Annotated in this window: 19 protein-coding genes; 11 read left to right on the plus strand and 8 right to left on the minus strand. The window is 54.5% G+C overall.

Annotation, left to right across the window (positions count from 1 at the left end; all coding sequences use genetic code 11):
* Positions 1-284: 284 nt before the first annotated feature.
* Together IE092_RS05845 and IE092_RS05850 are read right to left on the minus strand one after the other, a co-directional pair.
* A complete protein-coding gene (locus tag IE092_RS05845) occupies positions 285-2123 on the minus strand; it encodes a hypothetical protein (RefSeq protein WP_189356094.1) in 1839 nt (612 codons plus the stop codon).
* Between the two features lie 194 nt (positions 2124-2317).
* Positions 2318-2485 carry a hypothetical protein gene (locus IE092_RS05850; RefSeq protein ID WP_189356095.1) on the minus strand — a complete coding sequence of 56 codons (168 nt, stop codon included), beginning with the start codon at positions 2483-2485 and terminating at the stop codon, positions 2318-2320.
* A 407-nt stretch (positions 2486-2892) separates the two neighbouring features.
* Between IE092_RS05850 and IE092_RS05855 the strand changes: the two genes are divergently transcribed.
* From IE092_RS05855 to IE092_RS05890, 8 genes are read left to right on the plus strand one after another with little or no spacing between them, the layout of a single operon-like run.
* On the plus strand, positions 2893-5115 hold the full coding sequence (locus IE092_RS05855) for a TonB-dependent hemoglobin/transferrin/lactoferrin family receptor (RefSeq protein WP_189356096.1): 2223 nt from the start codon (positions 2893-2895) through the stop codon (positions 5113-5115).
* A complete protein-coding gene (locus IE092_RS05860) occupies positions 5108-6184 on the plus strand; it encodes a hemin-degrading factor (protein ID WP_189356097.1) in 1077 nt (358 codons plus the stop codon). The genes IE092_RS05855 and IE092_RS05860 overlap by 8 nt, the downstream gene beginning before the upstream one ends.
* Positions 6172-7074, plus strand: coding sequence for a heme/hemin ABC transporter substrate-binding protein (locus IE092_RS05865; protein ID WP_189356098.1), 903 nt, complete (start codon positions 6172-6174; stop codon positions 7072-7074). The genes IE092_RS05860 and IE092_RS05865 overlap by 13 nt, the downstream gene beginning before the upstream one ends.
* A gap of 3 nt (positions 7075-7077) precedes the next feature.
* Positions 7078-8166: a FecCD family ABC transporter permease gene (locus IE092_RS05870; protein ID WP_229793057.1), complete on the plus strand. Its 1089-nt coding sequence runs from the start codon at positions 7078-7080 to the stop codon at positions 8164-8166.
* Positions 8167-8171: 5 nt separating this feature from the next.
* Complete coding sequence (locus IE092_RS05875; protein ID WP_189356099.1) at positions 8172-9038, plus strand: ATP-binding cassette domain-containing protein; 867 nt, start codon at positions 8172-8174, stop codon at positions 9036-9038.
* A gap of 4 nt (positions 9039-9042) precedes the next feature.
* Entirely contained in the window at positions 9043-9930 is an 888-nt protein-coding gene (locus tag IE092_RS05880) for a ChaN family lipoprotein (RefSeq protein WP_189356100.1), read from the plus strand.
* Entirely contained in the window at positions 9927-10184 is a 258-nt protein-coding gene (locus IE092_RS05885) for a hypothetical protein (protein WP_189356101.1), read from the plus strand. Before IE092_RS05880 ends, IE092_RS05885 begins: the two co-directional genes overlap by 4 nt.
* 12 nt (positions 10185-10196) lie before the next feature.
* Positions 10197-10661 (plus strand): hypothetical protein, encoded by a 465-nt coding sequence (locus tag IE092_RS05890; RefSeq protein ID WP_189356102.1) that lies wholly within the window; start codon positions 10197-10199, stop codon positions 10659-10661.
* A gap of 58 nt (positions 10662-10719) precedes the next feature.
* On the opposite strand, the gene IE092_RS05895 is transcribed toward IE092_RS05890, so the two are convergent.
* The 6 genes from IE092_RS05895 to IE092_RS05920 all read right to left on the minus strand — a co-directional run bounded on the left by IE092_RS05895 (position 10720) and on the right by IE092_RS05920 (position 15027).
* Positions 10720-11544, minus strand: coding sequence for a mechanosensitive ion channel family protein (locus tag IE092_RS05895; RefSeq protein WP_189356103.1), 825 nt, complete (start codon positions 11542-11544; stop codon positions 10720-10722).
* A 312-nt stretch (positions 11545-11856) separates the two neighbouring features.
* A complete protein-coding gene (yiaA, locus tag IE092_RS05900) occupies positions 11857-12297 on the minus strand; it encodes an inner membrane protein YiaA (protein ID WP_189356104.1) in 441 nt (146 codons plus the stop codon).
* Positions 12298-12526: 229 nt separating this feature from the next.
* Positions 12527-13048, minus strand: coding sequence for a GNAT family N-acetyltransferase (locus IE092_RS05905; RefSeq protein WP_189356105.1), 522 nt, complete (start codon positions 13046-13048; stop codon positions 12527-12529).
* Between the two features lie 36 nt (positions 13049-13084).
* Positions 13085-13543 carry a GNAT family N-acetyltransferase gene (locus IE092_RS05910; RefSeq protein ID WP_189356106.1) on the minus strand — a complete coding sequence of 153 codons (459 nt, stop codon included), beginning with the start codon at positions 13541-13543 and terminating at the stop codon, positions 13085-13087.
* An 85-nt stretch (positions 13544-13628) separates the two neighbouring features.
* Positions 13629-13874: a DUF7661 family protein gene (locus IE092_RS05915; RefSeq protein ID WP_189356341.1), complete on the minus strand. Its 246-nt coding sequence runs from the start codon at positions 13872-13874 to the stop codon at positions 13629-13631.
* A 244-nt stretch (positions 13875-14118) separates the two neighbouring features.
* Entirely contained in the window at positions 14119-15027 is a 909-nt protein-coding gene (locus tag IE092_RS05920; protein ID WP_189356107.1) for an aldose epimerase family protein, read from the minus strand.
* 76 nt (positions 15028-15103) lie between these two features.
* Between IE092_RS05920 and IE092_RS05925 the strand changes: the two genes are divergently transcribed.
* The 3 genes from IE092_RS05925 to IE092_RS05935 all read left to right on the plus strand — a co-directional run bounded on the left by IE092_RS05925 (position 15104) and on the right by IE092_RS05935 (position 18548).
* Complete coding sequence (locus IE092_RS05925) at positions 15104-15865, plus strand: FadR/GntR family transcriptional regulator (protein WP_189356108.1); 762 nt, start codon at positions 15104-15106, stop codon at positions 15863-15865.
* 139 nt (positions 15866-16004) lie between these two features.
* Positions 16005-16922 (plus strand): 5-dehydro-4-deoxyglucarate dehydratase, encoded by a 918-nt coding sequence (gene kdgD, locus IE092_RS05930; protein WP_189356109.1) that lies wholly within the window; start codon positions 16005-16007, stop codon positions 16920-16922.
* Positions 16923-16973: 51 nt separating this feature from the next.
* Entirely contained in the window at positions 16974-18548 is a 1575-nt protein-coding gene (locus IE092_RS05935; protein ID WP_189356110.1) for an aldehyde dehydrogenase (NADP(+)), read from the plus strand.
* The last annotated feature ends 76 nt before the right edge of the window (positions 18549-18624 follow it).

The raw sequence follows: 18624 nt of genomic DNA on the forward strand, positions 1-18624 counted from the left end.
CATGCTGCCGTTTTGGGGAATGCGACGAACTGCAAAAATCGGGGGTTTAACCGGTGGAATATGGCATTTCAGCAAGTTGCCGCATACCGTCAGTCGCGTTTTTTTTAAATGTTGCAATGCTGAAACTGCCTTTTTTCACCGCCAGATCAAAGGCCGCCAGTTCCGTATGCGCATGGTAGGCTGAGGCGAACGCGGAGTTACCGTTATCAGGTACAAATTGAAGTAAAAAGGGAGCTGATGCCAGCTCCCTTTTTATCTTGCATTTTCCTGTTTCTATCCGGCATTTAACCAAGCTGAATCGACACGCAGACAGCTCCCCGATTGTCAGTCAGACCGGCGCCGTAATGTCCTTTCAGATCGTCGTTAATACATAACTCCAAATTGCCGCTGTAGCCGGCAGGCAGGCTTACCGGACCATTGCCGATCAGTATGACTTTTCCACCCTCTCCGCCGATGCGTCCCATCAAAGCGCCCATATTCGCCTGCAGGTCAGCATCGACCGAAGGATAACCGTGCTGCTTCATGATGAGTCCGGGGCAGCCTGCAGCGTCGTATAAACTCCCGTTGTCGGTATTCGGATCAGCAGTCCAGCTGCCGGACAAATACCTTACGCTGATTTTGCTGTCTGCCTGCACTGCAAGCCCCGTATCCTGCCAGGCTTGATTTGCCTGCACGGTATAGTCGATGGTTGTCGGGCCCAGTGTCAGCTGTACAAAACCGATCAGCGGAAAATTCTCTTGCGCATTCCACGGAATCGCCGGTGGGTTGCTGGTGTACCAGTAGGTATCCGGATTTGCAAAGCCTTGTAAGCGATCGGTAAACCCGCTGGCGTAGGCGTAGGTATATTGAGAAACTGCATACAAATACGGGTCGTAGTACAGCGGGTTGTTACTGATCCCGGCACCGATCCAGTCACTCAGTTTTCCCTGCGTGGCCGCCAGCGAAAGCAGAAAGAACAGTTCACCGGTCTTGATACCGGAAACCGTATCCGAACTGAATGTCATGCCGTACAAATTCGTATTTGTTTTCTTCGCATGATCCGCAATGCTCGTTGCGCTGTTACTCCAGCCAAAGACAATGCCTGCCATCAGATCGCCAACGATGCGTCCGCTCAGGTCGTTGTAAATGCCGTTGGTGGCATACGCGCTCCCCTGAGTGCTATCCGATGGCACAACAACATAGGCTGGATTATTCCCGTAAATACCTGTTCCCGCATTCATCGCGGCATTCGTAATGTAGATCGAAAACGTTCCGCTCACCGTGCCGCTGCCTGTCATCAGCACACCCGCTGTTCCTTTCGGAATTTTCAGACTGGTCAGCGTCTGATCGCTGTCTGGATTCAGATCTGTCTGAAACTTTGCCGTTAACGTATAGCTTTGCTGCAGATCGAAACCACTTAATTGTCCCGGTATGGCAGGTGCACCGGAGTAACCAAACAGCACACCGTTCAGCTCAGATTTTGCGGGGAGTCCTTTAGCAGGACTAGTGTAATCGGCAATAGTTAACGGTGTCTGACTGGTTGAGGTTTGCAGCGCAGTCAGGAGTGCAGTCCAGTCGTGATAACTGGATGGTGACGCGGAAGCCGACATCACCCGGCAAATTTCCTTATCATTCCGGATCACTGCATCAGGAACCTGCGCTGCAACCAGACTGACGATGTCCGGACTGGCACTGACCGGATTAACCGAAGTGGCAAGCAAGGCTGCGCCTGTCGTTGCATCCCGCAGCATGGTACCTGCCGCGGCTGAAATGCCATCCACGTAAGAAAGATCAATATTGCTGGAATTGCTTGGCAACACCGTTGTTTCAAAAACGATGTAAGGCACATTGCCGGGCTGCCCCGGATTCGGCGAAGCCGTTAATGCAGCGGCACCATAGTTCACATAAATCCGGCCGTTAAAGTTATCCAGCGAAAATGTGTATTGCAACGGGTTGCTGCTGAAGTAAGGAAGGCTGACCTCAGCCTGCATCGCACTCAGTTTAAACGACTGCCAGCCGGCGTCTGTATACACTTTCCCGGCGACGGTCACTGTGGTCGCCATACTACTGTCAAAGCTGACCCAGATTTCCTCTGGCGTATAAGTCTTTTGATTGTTACTGATGATAAATGTAGTCGCAACCATGTTCATTTTCCTTCATCAAGGTGAGGTTACCGGCGGCGCGGCAAACACGCTGGATAGCGCGTTTGCCGTCAATTGCAATCATCGTGCCACGCCTGCCAGCGCGCCTCCCGCTGCAGCGACAGCCGCAGAAACGCCAGCACTGGCAAGTAAATTGACATGTCAGAACCGCAGATTACATACCCTTCACAAGGAAATTACTGTGCCAGTATCCGCATCGACATTTTCCGGACAGCCAGACTTTCTGCCGACGACCGCCGGGTTGCTGTGCTGAACACCGCATTTGGCGCATAAATCATCGTTTTGACGCCTGCAGAAGGCTTACTGGCAACAAGTGCATCCAGTGAAGGGGTGGGGTGGGACATCTGAACGCTCCTCCCGCTTCCAGCGCCACGCCATCCCCGCCTTACCACCGCCTTGTGATTTCTCCCGCAATCAACGTCATTTAGTACGTTAGATAAATTTTCACTTCTTTGTTGCAAATGATAATGATTCGCATTTATAATGTTTGCACATGGTCGCCGGTGCGGTGCTGGTTTGCTGTCATTGCATCGGTCATGGTCAACACGCTCCGCTGTGGCTCAGGCGCTGTTGTGCTGAACAGGCCGGGGATCTCCCTCACTCTTTCCGGCTCAGCGCAATCCAATGCGATACGGCACAGCATACGGTGGCTGCTTCCCTGCCCTCACAGGTGAAGCGGCCATTCTCCTGTTGACCTTTCTTAAGATTGCCAGCTTTGTGCCAGCCACGTTTGAATTTTTCAGGAAGCAAAATGATTCAGAAAACTTCGATGGCGGCGGCGGTTGCGCTGGCTTTGTCTCCATTTTCTGCACCGGTGTACGCTGCGGATAACACGATTACGGCGCAAGAACTGGAACAGGCGCAGAAACGTCCCGAACAGATTCTGCAGGATATTCATGTGCGCACGACGCGCAGTGCCGGTGATCGCAGCCAGCAGGCGGTAACGGTGACGCAGAGCGAACCGGAGCAGATAGAACGCGCTCAAACCGGACGGCTGGGAGACTTGTTCAGTATGGAACCGGATCTGAGCGTGCGTGCCGCAACGCCGCGCTTTACCGCTGCTGGCAGCGCGTTTGGTCGCGCCGGTCAGGAAAGCATCAATATCCGCGGTCTGGAAGACAATCAGGTATTGCTGATGAGCGACGGTGTACCGTTGCCGAACAGTTTCAGTTTCGGCGCATTCAGCACCGGTCGCGGTGCGTATCTGAATACGGATGCGCTGAAATCCGTGGAAGTGCTGCGCGGTCCGGCGTCGATGCAGCATGGCAGCGATGGTCTGGCCGGTGCGGTGAGTTTCCGTACGATAGAGCCGGATGATTTTCTGTCTGAAAAACAGCGCTTCGGCGGTTTTCTCCGCAGCGGTTACAGCAGTCTGGATCGCAGCTGGTTCAGCAGTGGCGCGGTTGCGTGGCAAGCGGGTGATGTCCGCAATCTGGTCTTTGTCAGTCGCCGCACAGGACATGAAGTCGCAAATCAGGGCGATGATGCCAGTGCGGACAGCCGCCGCACCAAACCGAATCCTACCGATACCAGCGGCCGCTATCTGCTGGCAAAAAGCCAGTGGCAAGCGGATGCACAGCACAGGCTGGGAATAACGCTGGAAGCGCTGCGGCAAGAGACTGACAGCAATGTACTGAGTGGCCGCGCCACCGCGCCGTATCGCAGCAACAGTGTGATTGGCTTAACGGCGGAAGATGAAACGCAGCGCGACAAAATCGCCTTAGAACACCGCTGGCAACCTGCCGGTCTGCGCTGGTTGCAGCAGGCAGACAGCCGCCTCAGTTATCAGAAATCATCAGCGCGTCAGTTGAGTGTTGAAGACCGTTACAGCGATCCGGATCGTGTGCGCGATAACCGTTATGAAAACCGTGGCTGGCATTTTTCCAGCACAGCACAGGGTGAAATGGCCGGTGCGCCGGTGAGTTACGGTCTGGACTGGAGCCGCACACAAGTGTCTGCGCTGCGTGGTGGTGTGACAGCACCGGCAGGCGAAACCTTCCCGTCCAAACCGTTTCCGGATACGCAGTACACAGTCGCCGGTGCATTCTGGCAGGGTGACTGGCAAGCCGGTGCGTTCCGCATTCAGCCCGGCGTGCGTCTGGATCATTACAAGCTGAGTCCGGATGCGGCCGGTTACAGCGGCAAAACCGTCACGCTCAGTGATCAGGCGGTCAGCCCGCGTCTGGGGCTGGTGTGGCAACTGCAAAAGGCGCATCAGACCTATTTCCAGATCGCACAGGGCTTCCGCGCCCCCTCACCGGATCAGGTGAATAACGGTTTCAGCAATCCGGTGATGGGTTATGAAACCCGTGGTAATGCGGATTTGCGGCCGGAAACTGCGCACAGTCTGGAGCTGGGTATGCGCGGTCAGATCAAAGGATTGCGTTACCAGTGGGCGATGTACTGCAATACCTATGACGACTTCATCAAACAGCAAGTGACCGGCGGCAGCGGCAGGCCCGGTGATCCGATGATTTTCCAGTACATCAATCTGGCGCAGGCCACGATACGCGGTGCAGAACTGCGTCTGGACTGGCAACTTGATCCGGTATGGCGCGTACAGGGTGCATGGGCACAGGGTCGCGGCGAGACCACACAGGGCAGCCAGCGTGATCCGCTGGAAACCATCAATCCGGCGCGCCTGCAAACCACGCTGCACTACAACCATGATGCGCTGAGCGGCTGGTTGCAGGTTCAGCATCAGCGCGGCAAAGCGCTGGCGGATATTCCGGTCAGCACCACACCGGCATTTGCGCCGCCATCTTTCACCACACTGGATATCGGTGCGGCATGGAAACTGGCGCAAGGCTGGACGCTGCAGGCACAGATCAGCAATCTGACTGACCGCAAATACTGGCGCTGGGCCGATGTGCGCGGTGTCGCCGACAGCAGCACCGTGAAAGATGCTTATACCGCCCCGGGACGCCAGTTCCTTCTCAGCTTACGTTACGACTTCAGGAGCAGCCATGAATAACAGCTTGAACATTCCCCGTTCATTTACCGAGATGCGTCGTACCCAGAAGAAGCGGCACCGCGATATCGCGCAGGAACTCGGTATCAGTGAAGCCGAACTGATTGCAGCTCACAGCGGCAGCGCGCTGCCTGATGCCGGTGTCAGTCTGTTTGCGGTGCGCCTGCAGCCGCGCTGGCCGGAACTGATCAAAGAAGTGGAAAAGCTCGGTAAGGTCATGGCCTTAACCCGCAATGAAGCCTGCGTACACGAGAAAAAAGGCGTGTACCACCACAGCAGTGTCAATGGTCAGACTGGTCTGGTGCTGGCGGGTGATATTGATCTGCGGATTTTTTATCAGCACTGGCACAGCGGCTTTGCGGTGCGCGAAACCCTGACTGACAGCGTGCAGCACAGCCTGCAGTTTTTTGATCAGTACGGTGTTGCGATTCATAAAATCTTTTTGCAGGCGGAAAGTAATCTGGCCGCACTGGATGCGCTGATTACTGCGTTTTCTGATGCAGGTGCTGCGCCGTTGCAGATACAGGCTGCACCGGCACGCAACACTGCAGCTATGCCGGACAATTTTGATCAGGCCGCTTTCCGCGATGCATGGCGTTCATTGCGCGACACGCATGATTTTTTCAGCATGCTGCGGCAGTTTAAAATCAGCCGCACTCTGGCGCTGCGCGAAGCCGGTGCGGATTATGCTGAGCAACTGGATACACAGGTGGCCAGCGATATTCTGCTGGCAGCAGCGCAGGAGCAAGTACCGGTGATGGTGTTCACCGGCAACCACGGCATGATTCAGATTCACAGCGGCCCCGTCAGCAAGGTGTTGCCTACCGGCCCGTGGATCAATGTGCTGGATGCCAGCTTTAACCTGCACTTGCGCACGGATCTGATTGCGGAAGCATGGATCGTGCGCAAGCCCACCACCGACGGGCTGGTGTGTTCGCTGGAATTATTTGACGTGCATGGCGAACTGATTTGTATGTTGTTCGGTGAACGTAAACCAGGACAAGCGGAACGCTGCGAATGGCGTGGCTTACTGGATCAAATGCGGACGGAGCATCTGTTATGCAAAGCATGAATCCGCGTCGTCGTTTTCTGATGCAGGCCGGTGTTTTCAGCATCGCCGGTGCTGCACCCGCGCTGTGGCAAACCGCATCCGCACAATCTGAATCCGGCAATCTGAAACGCATCGTCAGCATCGGTGGTGCGATCACAGAAATTGTGGTCAGGCTGCAGGGTGAAGCCGGCATTGCAGGCGTGGATACCACGTCAAACTTTCCGGCATCACTGCAAAAGCTGCCGAATGTCGGCTATGCACGCAAGTTATCAGCGGAAGGTATTTTAAGTCTGGGGCCGCAACTGGTGATTGCCAGCCATGAAGCCGGCCCTTCAGTGGTGTTACGCCAGATCGAAGCGGCAGGCATTAAAGTGCAGCAATTGCCGGAAGTCCGCAGTTTTAAAGATTTGCTGAACACCATCGCCAGCATAGGCAATCTGTTGCAGCGGCAAACACAAGCGCAGCAATTACAGCAGCAGCTGACGCAGGAATGGACACAGGTGCAGAACCTCGCCACTAGTCCGGCAGTGAAAGCCCGCGCCTTGTTTGTGATGGCTCATGCACCGGGACAAGTCATGCTGGCCGGACGCGATACCCATGCGCACACCATCATGGAATATGCCGGTCTGCAGAATGCGTTTGCCGATGTCAGCGGCTATAAAGCCATCAATGCAGAAGCGCTGATTCAGAGTGCGCCGGATTTGCTGATCGCCACCGAACAAGGCATCAAAACGCTGGGTGGCAACAGTGCTTTACTGGCACTGCCCGGCATGGCGCAGACACCGGCCGCACGTCAGCAACGTGTAGTGGTACAGGAAGCGATGCTGATGCTAGGCTTTGGTCCGCGTCTGCCACAGGCTGTGCTCAGTCTGCGCGACGCGGCACAGCAGCAAATGCGTAAGAAGGTCTGAACGATGGCAATCGCTTACAGCGCAGTCAACACGCATGTTCGTACTGCAAACCGGCGCTGGCCGTGGCTGATCATGCTGAGTGCCGTGCTGATCGCCAGCGCACTGGCCGCCGGTGCAGTAAAGCTGCAATGGCCAGTGCTGACGGAAGGCAGTCTGCATGCCGTGCAGCACTGGCTGGGATTGGCAGACGCGCCATCGGCAGCGCACAGCAGTCAGCTGTATGTGTTCTGGTATATGCGGTTGCCGCGTGTACTGTTTGCCCTGCTGGCGGGTGCGGCGCTGGGATACAGCGGAGCGCTGTGTCAGGGCTTGTTCCGCAATCCGCTGGCTGATCCGGGCTTACTGGGTGTGACCACCGGCGCTGCCTGCGCAGCTGCACTCAGCATCGTAGTGGCGGGCAGTTTGCCGTGGAGTTTGTCACCTGCTTTGCGCGGCTGGCTGTTACCGGTGGCGGCATTCAGCGGTGCGCTGATTACGTGCCTGCTGCTGGATGCGGTTGCACGCTGGCTGACACCGGGTTCGGTTACTGGTTTATTGCTGACCGGCATTGCGATGAATGCGCTGGCGGCAGCGGTCATCGGCATTTGCACGTATCTGAGTACCGACGAGCAGTTACGCAATCTGTCGTTCTGGACGCTGGGTTCACTCAGCGCCGCCAGCTGGCCTGCGCTGATCGCTTTAAGCATTATTCTGTTGCTGTCATTACAGCGTTTGAAACGCACAGCGCAAGCACTGAATGCGATGTCGCTGGGCGCACAAACGGCGGCGCATAGTGGTGTGAATATCGCTGCACTGCGCTGGCGTGTGATTCTGACAGTCGCAATTCTGACCGGCGTGGTGATGGCCTGGTGCGGTGCAATTGGTTTTATCGGCCTGATCGCGGCCCATCTGGTTCGTATGCAATACGGAGCAGATCAGCGCATCGTTTTACCGGGTGCAATGCTTTCCGGTGCGCTGGTCTTGCTGCTGGCAGATACGCTGGCGCGTACTCTGGCACTGCCTGCCGAAATTCCGGTCGGCATTCTGACCGCTTTATGCGGCAGCCCGGTGTTATTAATGCTCTTATACCAAAGCCGTCACCGGCTTTACTGACAACGATGCAGACTATGCAAACGATTCCGAATCAGCAAGCAGCCAGTGCAAGGCTGATGATACGCTGCGGCAGCTGGCAACAAGGACAAAGCGCCATCGGACCCTTTGTATTACAGGTACGCGGCGCAGAACGCATTGCGATTCTCGGGCCTTCCGGTGCCGGCAAAAGCAGTTTGCTGAAAGCCCTGTCCGGTGATTTACCCGCCCTGCACACATCGGTATTTGTTAACGGAAAAACTTTAGATCAGTTTTCCCCGCAGATGCTGGCAACCCAACGCGCTGTGCTGATGCAAAGCCATCAGATGGCGTTTTCATTACCGGTGGAACTGGTGATTGGCTTGGGCCGCATCGCGCGGGATGCCGATTCGCAGCAACAGGAATTTGTTCATCAGGCTGCCCATCTCGCGGAAGCCGGTCATTTAATGCAGCGCCAGTACAACAGCCTTTCCGGTGGTGAACAGGCGCGGGTGCAACTGGCGCGGGTGTTTGCTCAGTTGTGGGATACACAGGGTGGTGTGATTCTGGTTGATGAACCGGTCAGCGCACTCGACCCCGGCCTGCAACCGGAATTACTGCACCGGCTGCGGCAATTCGCGGCGGAGCGTCACCATGCCGTGATTGCGGTCTTGCATGATGTGAATCAGGCGCTACAGTATTTTGAGCGCCTGTGGCTGATCCGTGATGGTCAGTTACTGGCCGATTGTGCCGCCAGCCTGCAAGCTATCCCGCATTTAGAAAATCTGTATCAGACCGGCTGGCAGGTATTGCGCAGTGATGATGGCGAACCGGTTTTACATTGCCTGCCACGCCACCGGCAACGCAAACCAGCCGCCGATGTGATTCCCTTACACCAGCATACTCAACATGCCTGAACAAATGAACACCACGAAAAAGCTGAATCAATTTCTGTGCCGCACCGCGCTGCTAACGCTGACGCTGATTACGCTCAGCGCTTGTCAAAGTACAGCACCCGCCACCAGCAGCGCGACAGCACAATATCTGCTGCTGGGCGAAGTCCACGACAACAGCGCCGGACATCAGGCCAGACTGGAAGCCATCAGGCAAACACTGCAGCAAGACAAGTCCATGACAATGGTACTGGAACAATTCGATACCGATCAGCAAACAGCGCTGGATGAAGCACAGCGCGTATGCAGCACAGCGGACTGCCTGCTGCAAAAGCTCAGAAAGCCCGGTGCTCAATGGCAATGGCCGCTGTATCAGCCACTGATACAACTGGCGCTGGACCAGAAAATTCCCATGATTGCCGGAAATTTGTCACGCGAACAGGCGCGCAGGGTGATGAAGGAAGGCTACGGCGCAGTGTTTGATGCAGCAACACTACAGCGCTGGCAATTACGTGATAACGGTACAAACAACAGCCCGACGGATCAGCAGCCACACCAGACCGTACTGCAAATGCAGCAGCAGGAAGTGATACAGGCGCACTGCGGTCAGTTACCACTGAGCATGGCAGAGGGCATGGCAAAAGCGCAGATGGCGCGCGATATTGTGATGGCGGACAAGTTATTACAACAACCCAGCCGCAGCATCCTGATCGCCGGTAACGGCCATGTGCGTAAAGATATCGGTGTGGCCTACTGGCTGCGTTTTGCCGGTGCAAAACCAGCATACAGCCATGTGTATGCAGAATCAGCCATCAATGCCGCTGCAGCAGATGCACAAACACAGATCAGCAAACAGGCACGTCCCGATCCCTGCGCGGGCCTGATCATCAACAGCAAACCTAAGGAGACGCCATGACCCAGCAAAACAATCCCTGCCAGCATATGCAACTGGCGACCAGCCCGATTGGTGATGTCAAATACTGCGCTGATTGCGGTATCGTGCATCTGGCCGTACAAAACCTTTCGTTGCGTCTGGAGACAGAAAGCTTTCGCGCGCTGACCTATATGCTTGCACAGGCACAGCTAAACATGGAAGATCATGAACACTACAGCCGTCATCAGTATCAGGCGGTGAAAAACGTAAAACCATTCATTAAGAAAACCCATTAAGGCGAATAAATCATGCAACAACTGCGCTTTCAGACCGACGTCAGCACCGATCCCGACCTGTTCTGGAAGCGCCAGTCAATTGCAACGATTAATCAGGAAATGGCACCGTTACTGCGGATGACAGCACCAGCACAATACCGCCAGCTGCAACTGAAAGACTGGAAAGGTGAAACACCGCTGTTCGCCAGCTGGGTTTTACTGTTCGGTCTGATTCCGCTTGACCGGCATTGCTTTGAAAAACTGGATTTTCCGGCTGAACATGAATTCATCGAAACATCCACGTCATGGAATAACAAAACCTGGCAGCACAGACGTTTCGTGACTGCCACTGCCACAGGCTGCACCGTCACCGATGAATTGCAGTTCACACCACGCATGGCATGGATGACGCCGGTTGTCACGTGGATTGTGAAAATGGCGTTTCAGAATCGCCATCGCTATCTTGCCTGCCTGATGCATAACCGTTCAGCAAAATAAAAAAGCCCGGCGTTCACCGGGCTTAGGACTTCTGTGCTGTTACTGTTGCAAAAAAACATTAATTCAATTGCTGCAGCAGCACTTGCTGCGCAGGCATAGGCGCAGGGAAACCGGCTTCTGCAAGGCAAGTTGCCAGCATCCGGTTTGCGTCGAAATACACTTGCCAGTAATGATCGGTGTGACAGAAAGGACGCACCGCCAGCACAGGCCCCACCAGATTGAATTCCAGAATTTCGACTTCCACCGATGGACTGGCAACCACGTTCGGAATCGTTTGCAGTTTTTCACGCAGCAATAACATGGCCGCTGTGCTGTCTGCTTTACCGGATAACTGACATTTCAGTTCCACACGACGATACGGATTGCTGGAGTAATTGTGAATCGTGTCACCGAACACTTTGTTATTACCAACCACTACCAGCACATTGTCCGGCGCATCAATGGATGTCGTGAACAGACCGATTTCCTTGATCGTACCTGTCACACCTGCCACCGTCACAAAGTCACCGACTTTATACGGACGCAGCACGATGATGAACGCACCGGCTGCAAAGTTCGCCAGTAAGCCGGACCACGCCATACCAATCGCCACACCGGCAGCTGCCATCAGCGCGGCAAACGTCGTGGTCTGAATGCCGAAGTAACCAAGAATACCAATTACCAGCAACACATTCAGCGTGACCGTGACTACCGATCCCAGATAACGCATCACGGTCGCATCGACTTTCTGCTTCTGCGCCGAGCTTTGTACCGCCGCCACCACTTTTGCAATCAGCCAGCGGCCTATCACCCAGAACGCAATCGCCGCGAGAATTTTGACACCAAATTCCGTAGCGATATTCATTGCCGTTTCCTGCAGTTTGTTCAGTTGTACCCCATCCATCATTGCACCTGTTTTCCTCTGTGTGATTATTCAAGTGATGCAAAGCACCACCGCGTTACCCGCCGTTTGCAAAGCGGGGCTGATCGTTTTCATCAGTACAGAAGTTATATAGTGTGAACAAACAGGAAACAATGTAAAAACAATATTTGTTTGCAATGTTTACAAAGTTTATAAGGCGCAAACAATTGCAAATCCTGCCGCAGCATTACAGCACGACACGCGACGGGCAATGATATTTCCGGAAGCCAATAAAAAAGAGGGACTTCCGACAGGAAATCCCTCTTCATGTTTTTCGGTGCTGAACAGGCTTAATCAGCTCTGGCTGTCATCACCGTAGCCTGCCTGTGGATGCATTTTGTCAAACAGTGCAGCGTCTCGGATATTTTTCTGGACGGCGACGGCGCCGAAGAGGCTGAGTAAGAATGACATTGCGTAAAAGCCTTTTTCTGTCATTGCCATGGTCGCGTTCCATAAGCCGACCGTCATCAGCAGAATGGCGATGACCAGTGATGTCCAGCACAGGCCGTAGTAAATGCCGGTAACGGGAATACCTTCGGAGCGGTCACGGACGGATTTTTGCAGGGATACTGCTGAGAACAGGCCGTACATCAGAATGGTGAAGTAATAGCCCTGCTCATTCAGTTGCATGGTGGAATTCCACAAGCCTGCAAGGTAGGCGATTGCGCCGACGGCCATTGAGCACCATGCGGCACCGATAAAGGCACCGGTAGGACGTTGAAACTGTACTTGCATACTAGACTCCTTTGTTCTGTTCTGGAATTTGCCTTGTGGCTGACCGGTCTGTTCTGAACAATCCGGCAACATTCTGGCATCGTAATGCGGTCAGTGGATCAAATCAACTGGCGGACATGTCCATGGTTTTACGTTAATTTTTTGCTAAATACCAGAAAAAACAGATAAAGCGCTGTGCAGCGTATTCAAAGGCACCATGGCAGGCTGCCGCATGCGCGGCCAACCTCGCTCAGAAACGCCATTGCAGAATCAGGTTGGCGTGCTGTTGTTCGCCCAGCTGAAAGAAGGTGTCGCCGATATGGTTGAAGCCGCAATGCTGATAAAAACCAATCGCAGCATGATTGCCGGCATACACGGTCAGCCACAGCGCATGGTGTCCGCGTGATTGCAGTACATCACGTGCTTCGCTGAGTAAGGCACGACCAACGCCTTTGCCGGCAAACTGCGGTATCACATATAAACGCGCGATTTCTGCGTTGCAATTGACATCGGCTTCGCAAACTGCATTCAGTTGCAGCAACAGATAACCGATCAGCTTTCCGTCTGATTCTGCCAGCAGATAGCGCTGGTTTTCATCCTCAAAACGCTGGCGGGTATTGGCTGTCGTAAATTCCTGCAAAACATAATCTGCAACGTCCGCGTTGATGCCTTCCGGTGCGTAGGTATGCAGCCATACCAGCTGGCTGAGAGCGGCGATTGCAGAAAGGTCTGCGCTGGTTGCCGCACGAAATTGCAAAGCAGATTGCATCATGTATTAACTATTTTCTTCATATGTGTATGGAAGAAATCATTGCTGCGCAAAGAAATATTCCAGTTCTTCGTCACCCAGCCTGTCGGTTTTACCACTGGGTTTCCAGCCCAGGCGGCGATAAAAGCCATGAGAACGTACAGCAGGATCAGAGCTGCAGCCTAAAAACAGGCGCTGATGTCCCGCGTGCCGGAGTTGGAGCATCACTGCATGCATTAACTGGCGGCCGACGCCCTGCCCTTCATACGCAGGCAACAGCGCCAGCACAACAATTTCGCCGCTGTGCAGATCGCCAAAACAATAGCCTGCCATTTGCCCCTTATCCTCGCAGAGGATGCCGGTCAGTTCCTGATTGCGCACCTGCGCTGACCACGATTCCACCGTGACGCCAAGTTCCGCCAACCGCTCAGCGCTGGCAGGGTTTTCGCGTGTTAAGCCCCGCAGGGTAATACAGGCCGGAATGTCTTCCGGTGTTGCTGCTCTGAATTGGTAGTTCATGTTTAAATTTGTTTGCGCCACTGCCGGACGGTCATCGCTGCCAGATAGTACGGCGGCTTGGGACAGTGGTTGATAAAAAAAGGGATTATTCGCTGCTCAGCTGCAGCACTTCGTTGTAGCGCGGCGTGGCATCTTCATGGAACACATCCGCCAGATATTCCTGTAGTTCGTGTTGCTGCAAATCCGGCGGGATGCAAAGGTCAGCAGGACGCCGCTTGCCTTCATTGCCGGTCAGCCACGCCTGCCAGTTGCCCGGCTGGCCGGTAACAGTGATCAGATGAACAAAAACGCGGAAGCGCAGTTCCACGGTATGAGTCGCCGCTGCATTCATGGTGATATCCGGAATGAAAGGGCTGCTCACATTAGCGTAATGACAAACACGCGTCAATATATCGCGATTGTGCAAGTATCGTCATCTGTGATTTCCGGAGAGCCGGACTTTCTGCCGACGACCGCCAGATTGGTATGCAGGAATCCGCAAAATGGCATAAAAATGGCCTTTGGAAGCCTTACCAGCGGCTTCCGGCGCGTTTGCGCTCCGGCAATGCGAAATGGCAACGGCGATGATGGCGACGTTATGACTGCGTGCAGTTGTCCGGCTCAGGCTCCTGTACAGGTTTAGTCTCAGATTCTGGTGCCGCCTCTGCCACTAAGCATAATCGTCCCTGCCACTGGCTGCCGGGTGCGAGTTCCTGCGCCTGATAGATGGCAGCGGGTTCTATGCAAATGAACTGATCCCCTTCATCGTCGGCCAGATCGGGAATCGCGGCTGCGCCTTCACGCCACGGCGTCCAGATCACGGTTTCGGGAAAACCGCCGGACTGCAGCGTCACTCGGCCAGCTCCGGTCTGACATTGCAAGCGGGTTGCGGGCGACTGGTGTATCTGGTCGGTGGCTGCATTGATATGCAGAGGTGCAGACATCGCGGGTTCACACCACGTCTGCAACTGTTTATCAAAATAGTTTGCAGGAATGCAGCCGTGAATATCTACCGGTGTACCGCCGGGCAGTCTGAGGTAAGTGTGCATTGCAGACTGGAATGCAAAAGTCCGCGTACCGGTGTTCTGAATGCTGAATTGCAGAAACACGGCATGATCCTGCAGCTCAACCACCAGTCTGGCGCGAAACGGGTGAGGCCAGCCGGGTAAAGCGTAGGCGCGGAATTCTGTTTGCAGTGTTGCAGTTGCGCAGTCAGGCTGGCTGCTGATCGCGATCAGGTCCCAGATCACGTTGCGCAAAATGCCGTGCTTTGGCAACGGACCCATTTCGGCAAATTGCGGGAATACCAGAGGAATGCCGCCGCGCACCGGCAGACCGGCTACCGTACCGGAACAGCGGCTGATAAACAATTGCTCTTCACCATTCGCCGGTATCCACGACACCAGATTCGCACCTTCCCGCAGTATCGTGCACTGCGCACCGCCTGCGGTATATAACAAGACCGGACCCATAAAATTATTCTGCAAACCGCCTATTTTAATCATACGACATCATACAACATATAAGCAGGCTTTTCCGCTACAATCATTTGACTAACCCCTCCCTTACGAAGATCCGTGCATGGAAAAGCCAGCTTTAATTACAAATAATACAAAACGCCGCCATAAAAGCCTGTCACAGAGTCTTGCAGAGAGCATTACGAATAATATCCGCAGCGGGATACTCAAGCCGGGCGAAAAACTCCCGACCGAATCGGCAATTATGGAATTATATGAAGTCAGCCGCACTGTGGTGCGCGAAGCGATTTCGCACCTGCAGGCAGCCGGACTGGTACACACGCGCCACGGTGTCGGCACCTTTATTCAGGAACCGCCGCTATCCAATCCGCTGAGTCTGCAAAAAGACACCATCGTCACCGTGCGTGATGTCCTGGATATTCTGGAGCTGCGTATCAGTCTGGAGACAGAGGCAGCATGGCTGGCAGCTTCACGCCGCACGGAAGAACAAATGGCAGCGATCACAGCGGCATTTGACGATATCCAGCGTCATGTTCCGCGCGATACTGCATCGGTGAATGCTGATATGCGCTTCCACCAGCTGATCGCAAAAGCGACCGGCAACCGGTATTTTGTCGACATTTTGTCAGATCTTGGCAACACACTGATTCCGCGTGCACGACTGGATTCTGCCGCGATCAGTCAGGAGGCGAGTAATTCCTATCTGGAGCGGGTCAACCGCGAACATGAAGATATTCATAACGCCATTTTGCGCAAAGATCCCGAAGGCGCACGTGCCGCCATGCGTACGCATCTGAGTAACAGTCGCGAACGTTTACGTCTGGCACAGCAAAAATTCGAAGAATCTCAGAAAAATTCCGGCTGACCGGAATTTTTCGGGCAAGTGATTGCATGATTCAAAAATCAGTTGTACGATGTCGTACGAATGAACGCTAAAACTGATCACACACGGCACCCCGTTCATCCAAGACATCACACCACTGCCCTTAACCTTTGGAGACATCATGCATCCGCAAGAACTGAAAAAAATCCTGTCCTCTGGCTTATTGTCATTTCCACTGACTGACTTTGATCAGCAAGGTAACTTCAACGCGAAAACCTATGCTGAACGTCTGGAATGGCTCGCCCCTTACGGTGCCAGCGCCTTGTTCGCCGCAGGCGGCACAGGTGAATTTTTCTCTCTGAACGGTAATGAATACGGTGACGTGATCCGCGTTGCAGTGGATTCCTGTCGTGGCAAAGTCCCGCTGCTGGCCGGTGCCGGAGGTTCTACCCGTTATGCGATTGCCTGCGCGCAGGAAGCAGAACGTCTGGGTGCAGACGGTATTCTGCTGCTGCCGCACTATCTGACCGAAGCCAGTCAGGATGGTTTGATCGCGCATATCGAACAGGTATGTAACTCTGTCAGCTTCGGCGTGGTTGTCTACAACCGCGGCATCTGCCGCCTGACTGCTGATTCGCTGGAAGTGCTGGCTGCACGCTGCCCTAACCTGATCGGCTTTAAAGACGGTATCGGCGATATCGAGCTGATGGTATCGATCTGGCGTCGTCTGGGCGACCGCCTGACGTATCTCGGCGGTCTGCCAACTGCTGAAGTGTATGCCGCAGCCTACAAAGCACTGGGCGTGCCGGTGTATTCTTCCGCCGTCTTCAACTTTGTGCCAAAACTGGCGATGGATTTCTACCACGCGATCGCAAAAGATGATCAAGCCACAACCAATCGTCTGATTGATGAATTCTTCCTGCCGTATCTGGCAATCCGGAACCGTAAGTCCGGTTATGCGGTCAGTATCGTCAAAGCCGGTGCCCGTCTGGTCGGACACAGTGCTGGTCCGGTACGCGCACCGCTGACAGATCTGACAGCGGAAGAAGATGACATGCTGCGCCAGCTGATCCTGAAACAAGGTTCGCAAGCAGTCTGATACACCACAATTTTTCCCGGCACCTGCCGGTCCCTTATCGGAGAATGAAGTATGGAATTGCAAGGACAAATGCTGATCGGTCACCAGCAGGTCATGGGAAAATCCGGCGGCACGCACGCGATCAATCCGGCTACCGGTGAAAAAATGGCGCCGTTCTACGGCTTCGCCACACCGGATGAAACGGATCGTGCCTGCGTGCTCGCTTATCAGGCATTTGATACTTACCGTCAGACCTCACTGACTGAACGCGCAGCATTTCTGGAAGCGATTGCGGATCAGATCATGGCAATCGGCCCTGCGCTGATCGCCCGCGCACATCTGGAAACCGGTTTGCCGGTTGCGCGTCTTGAAGGTGAGCGTGGCCGTACCGTGAATCAGTTGCGCTTATTCGCGCAGGTCGTACGTGATGGCCACTGGTTAAACGCGACACTGGATTCCGCGCTGCCGGAACGCACGCCGCCACGTCCGGATCTGCGTATGCAGAAAATTCCGCTGGGCCCGGTTGCGGTATTCGGCGCCAGCAATTTCCCGCTCGCGTTCTCGGTTGCCGGTGGCGATACCGCATCGGCGCTGGCTGCCGGATGTCCTGTGGTCGTAAAAGCCCACAATGCGCATCTGGGTACATCTGAACTGGTTGGACGTGCGATTCAGAAAGCGGTCATCGCCTGCAATATGCCGGAAGGCACATTCTCTATGGTCATTGGTGCGGGTGCGGAAGTCGGCCAGCAGCTGGTGGCGCATCCTGTTATTCAGGCAGTTGGCTTTACCGGTTCGCGTAATGGCGGTCTGGCACTGGTGAACACTGCTAATGCACGTAAAGTACCGATTCCGGTCTATGCCGAGATGAGTGCAATCAATCCTGTGTATCTGCTGAAAAACAGTCTTTCACAGCAGGCAGTGCAACTGGCACAGCAATTTATTGATTCGCTGACGCTGGGCGCAGGTCAGTTCTGTACCAATCCGGGTCTGGTATTACTGGAAAAAGGCGAAGCGGCTGATCAGTTTATCGAAGCAGCTAAAACAGCAGTTGCAGCCAAAGCTGCCGCAACCATGCTGACACCGGGTATTTACAGTGCTTACGCATCCGGCTGCGACAAACTGCAGCAACAACCGCAGGTCAGCGTACTGAGTAAAGGTCAGACCGGAACAACACCGAACACTGCCTACGCCATGATTTCATCCTGCGATGCGGATACTTTTATCAGTAACCATGCTTTGCAGGATGAAGTGTTCGGCCCGTCATCACTGATCATTCTGTGCGACGACATGGCGCAAATGCTGGAAGTCACCGCCCATCTGGAAGGTCAGCTGACCGCCACCATTCACGCGCTGCCGGCAGATTATGAAGAAGCACGTGTGTTGCTGCACAAACTGGAAACCAAAGCCGGACGGGTTCTGTTTAACGGCTTTCCGACGGGTGTCGAAGTGTGTCACGCCATGGTGCATGGCGGCCCGTTCCCGTCGACATCTGACAGCCGCAGTACTTCGGTCGGCGCAACCGCTATCGACCGTTTCCTGCGTCCGGTGTGTTATCAGGCTGTTCCTGCGGAGCTGTTACCGGAAGGCCTGCAGGATCACAACCCGTGGCAGCTGGCACGCACAATCGATGGAAAACTGAAGCTGTAAACGTAATCAGCAGACGGCACAACGCTGTCTGCTGATTTTTGCCAGCCGTACCCTGCCCGGGCTTCCGGCTGGTCAC

The organism is Cognatundibacterium squillarum (genome assembly GCF_014652435.1).
Taxonomy (GTDB): Bacteria; Pseudomonadota; Gammaproteobacteria; order Burkholderiales; family Burkholderiaceae_D; genus Undibacterium; species Undibacterium squillarum.

What these genes read in the sequence shown, in the direction of transcription:
- IE092_RS05935 (WP_189356110.1), top strand. Translation starts at nt 16,974, where the DNA reads ATGGAATTGCAAGGACAAATGCTGATCGGTCACCAGCAGGTCATGGGA.
- IE092_RS05855 (WP_189356096.1), top strand. Translation starts at nt 2,893, where the DNA reads ATGATTCAGAAAACTTCGATGGCGGCGGCGGTTGCGCTGGCTTTGTCT.
- IE092_RS05845 (WP_189356094.1), bottom strand. Translation starts at nt 2,123, where the DNA reads ATGGTTGCGACTACATTTATCATCAGTAACAATCAAAAGACTTATACG.
- IE092_RS05865 (WP_189356098.1), top strand. Translation starts at nt 6,172, where the DNA reads ATGCAAAGCATGAATCCGCGTCGTCGTTTTCTGATGCAGGCCGGTGTT.
- kdgD (WP_189356109.1), top strand. Translation starts at nt 16,005, where the DNA reads ATGCATCCGCAAGAACTGAAAAAAATCCTGTCCTCTGGCTTATTGTCA.
- IE092_RS05925 (WP_189356108.1), top strand. Translation starts at nt 15,104, where the DNA reads ATGGAAAAGCCAGCTTTAATTACAAATAATACAAAACGCCGCCATAAA.
- IE092_RS05895 (WP_189356103.1), bottom strand. Translation starts at nt 11,544, where the DNA reads ATGGATGGGGTACAACTGAACAAACTGCAGGAAACGGCAATGAATATC.
- IE092_RS05915 (WP_189356341.1), bottom strand. Translation starts at nt 13,874, where the DNA reads ATGAATGCAGCGGCGACTCATACCGTGGAACTGCGCTTCCGCGTTTTT.
- IE092_RS05860 (WP_189356097.1), top strand. Translation starts at nt 5,108, where the DNA reads ATGAATAACAGCTTGAACATTCCCCGTTCATTTACCGAGATGCGTCGT.
- IE092_RS05850 (WP_189356095.1), bottom strand. Translation starts at nt 2,485, where the DNA reads ATGTCCCACCCCACCCCTTCACTGGATGCACTTGTTGCCAGTAAGCCT.
- IE092_RS05890 (WP_189356102.1), top strand. Translation starts at nt 10,197, where the DNA reads ATGCAACAACTGCGCTTTCAGACCGACGTCAGCACCGATCCCGACCTG.
- IE092_RS05905 (WP_189356105.1), bottom strand. Translation starts at nt 13,048, where the DNA reads ATGATGCAATCTGCTTTGCAATTTCGTGCGGCAACCAGCGCAGACCTT.
- yiaA (WP_189356104.1), bottom strand. Translation starts at nt 12,297, where the DNA reads ATGCAAGTACAGTTTCAACGTCCTACCGGTGCCTTTATCGGTGCCGCA.
- IE092_RS05880 (WP_189356100.1), top strand. Translation starts at nt 9,043, where the DNA reads ATGAACACCACGAAAAAGCTGAATCAATTTCTGTGCCGCACCGCGCTG.
- IE092_RS05875 (WP_189356099.1), top strand. Translation starts at nt 8,172, where the DNA reads ATGCAGACTATGCAAACGATTCCGAATCAGCAAGCAGCCAGTGCAAGG.
- IE092_RS05910 (WP_189356106.1), bottom strand. Translation starts at nt 13,543, where the DNA reads ATGAACTACCAATTCAGAGCAGCAACACCGGAAGACATTCCGGCCTGT.
- IE092_RS05885 (WP_189356101.1), top strand. Translation starts at nt 9,927, where the DNA reads ATGACCCAGCAAAACAATCCCTGCCAGCATATGCAACTGGCGACCAGC.
- IE092_RS05870 (WP_229793057.1), top strand. Translation starts at nt 7,078, where the DNA reads ATGGCAATCGCTTACAGCGCAGTCAACACGCATGTTCGTACTGCAAAC.
- IE092_RS05920 (WP_189356107.1), bottom strand. Translation starts at nt 15,027, where the DNA reads ATGATTAAAATAGGCGGTTTGCAGAATAATTTTATGGGTCCGGTCTTG.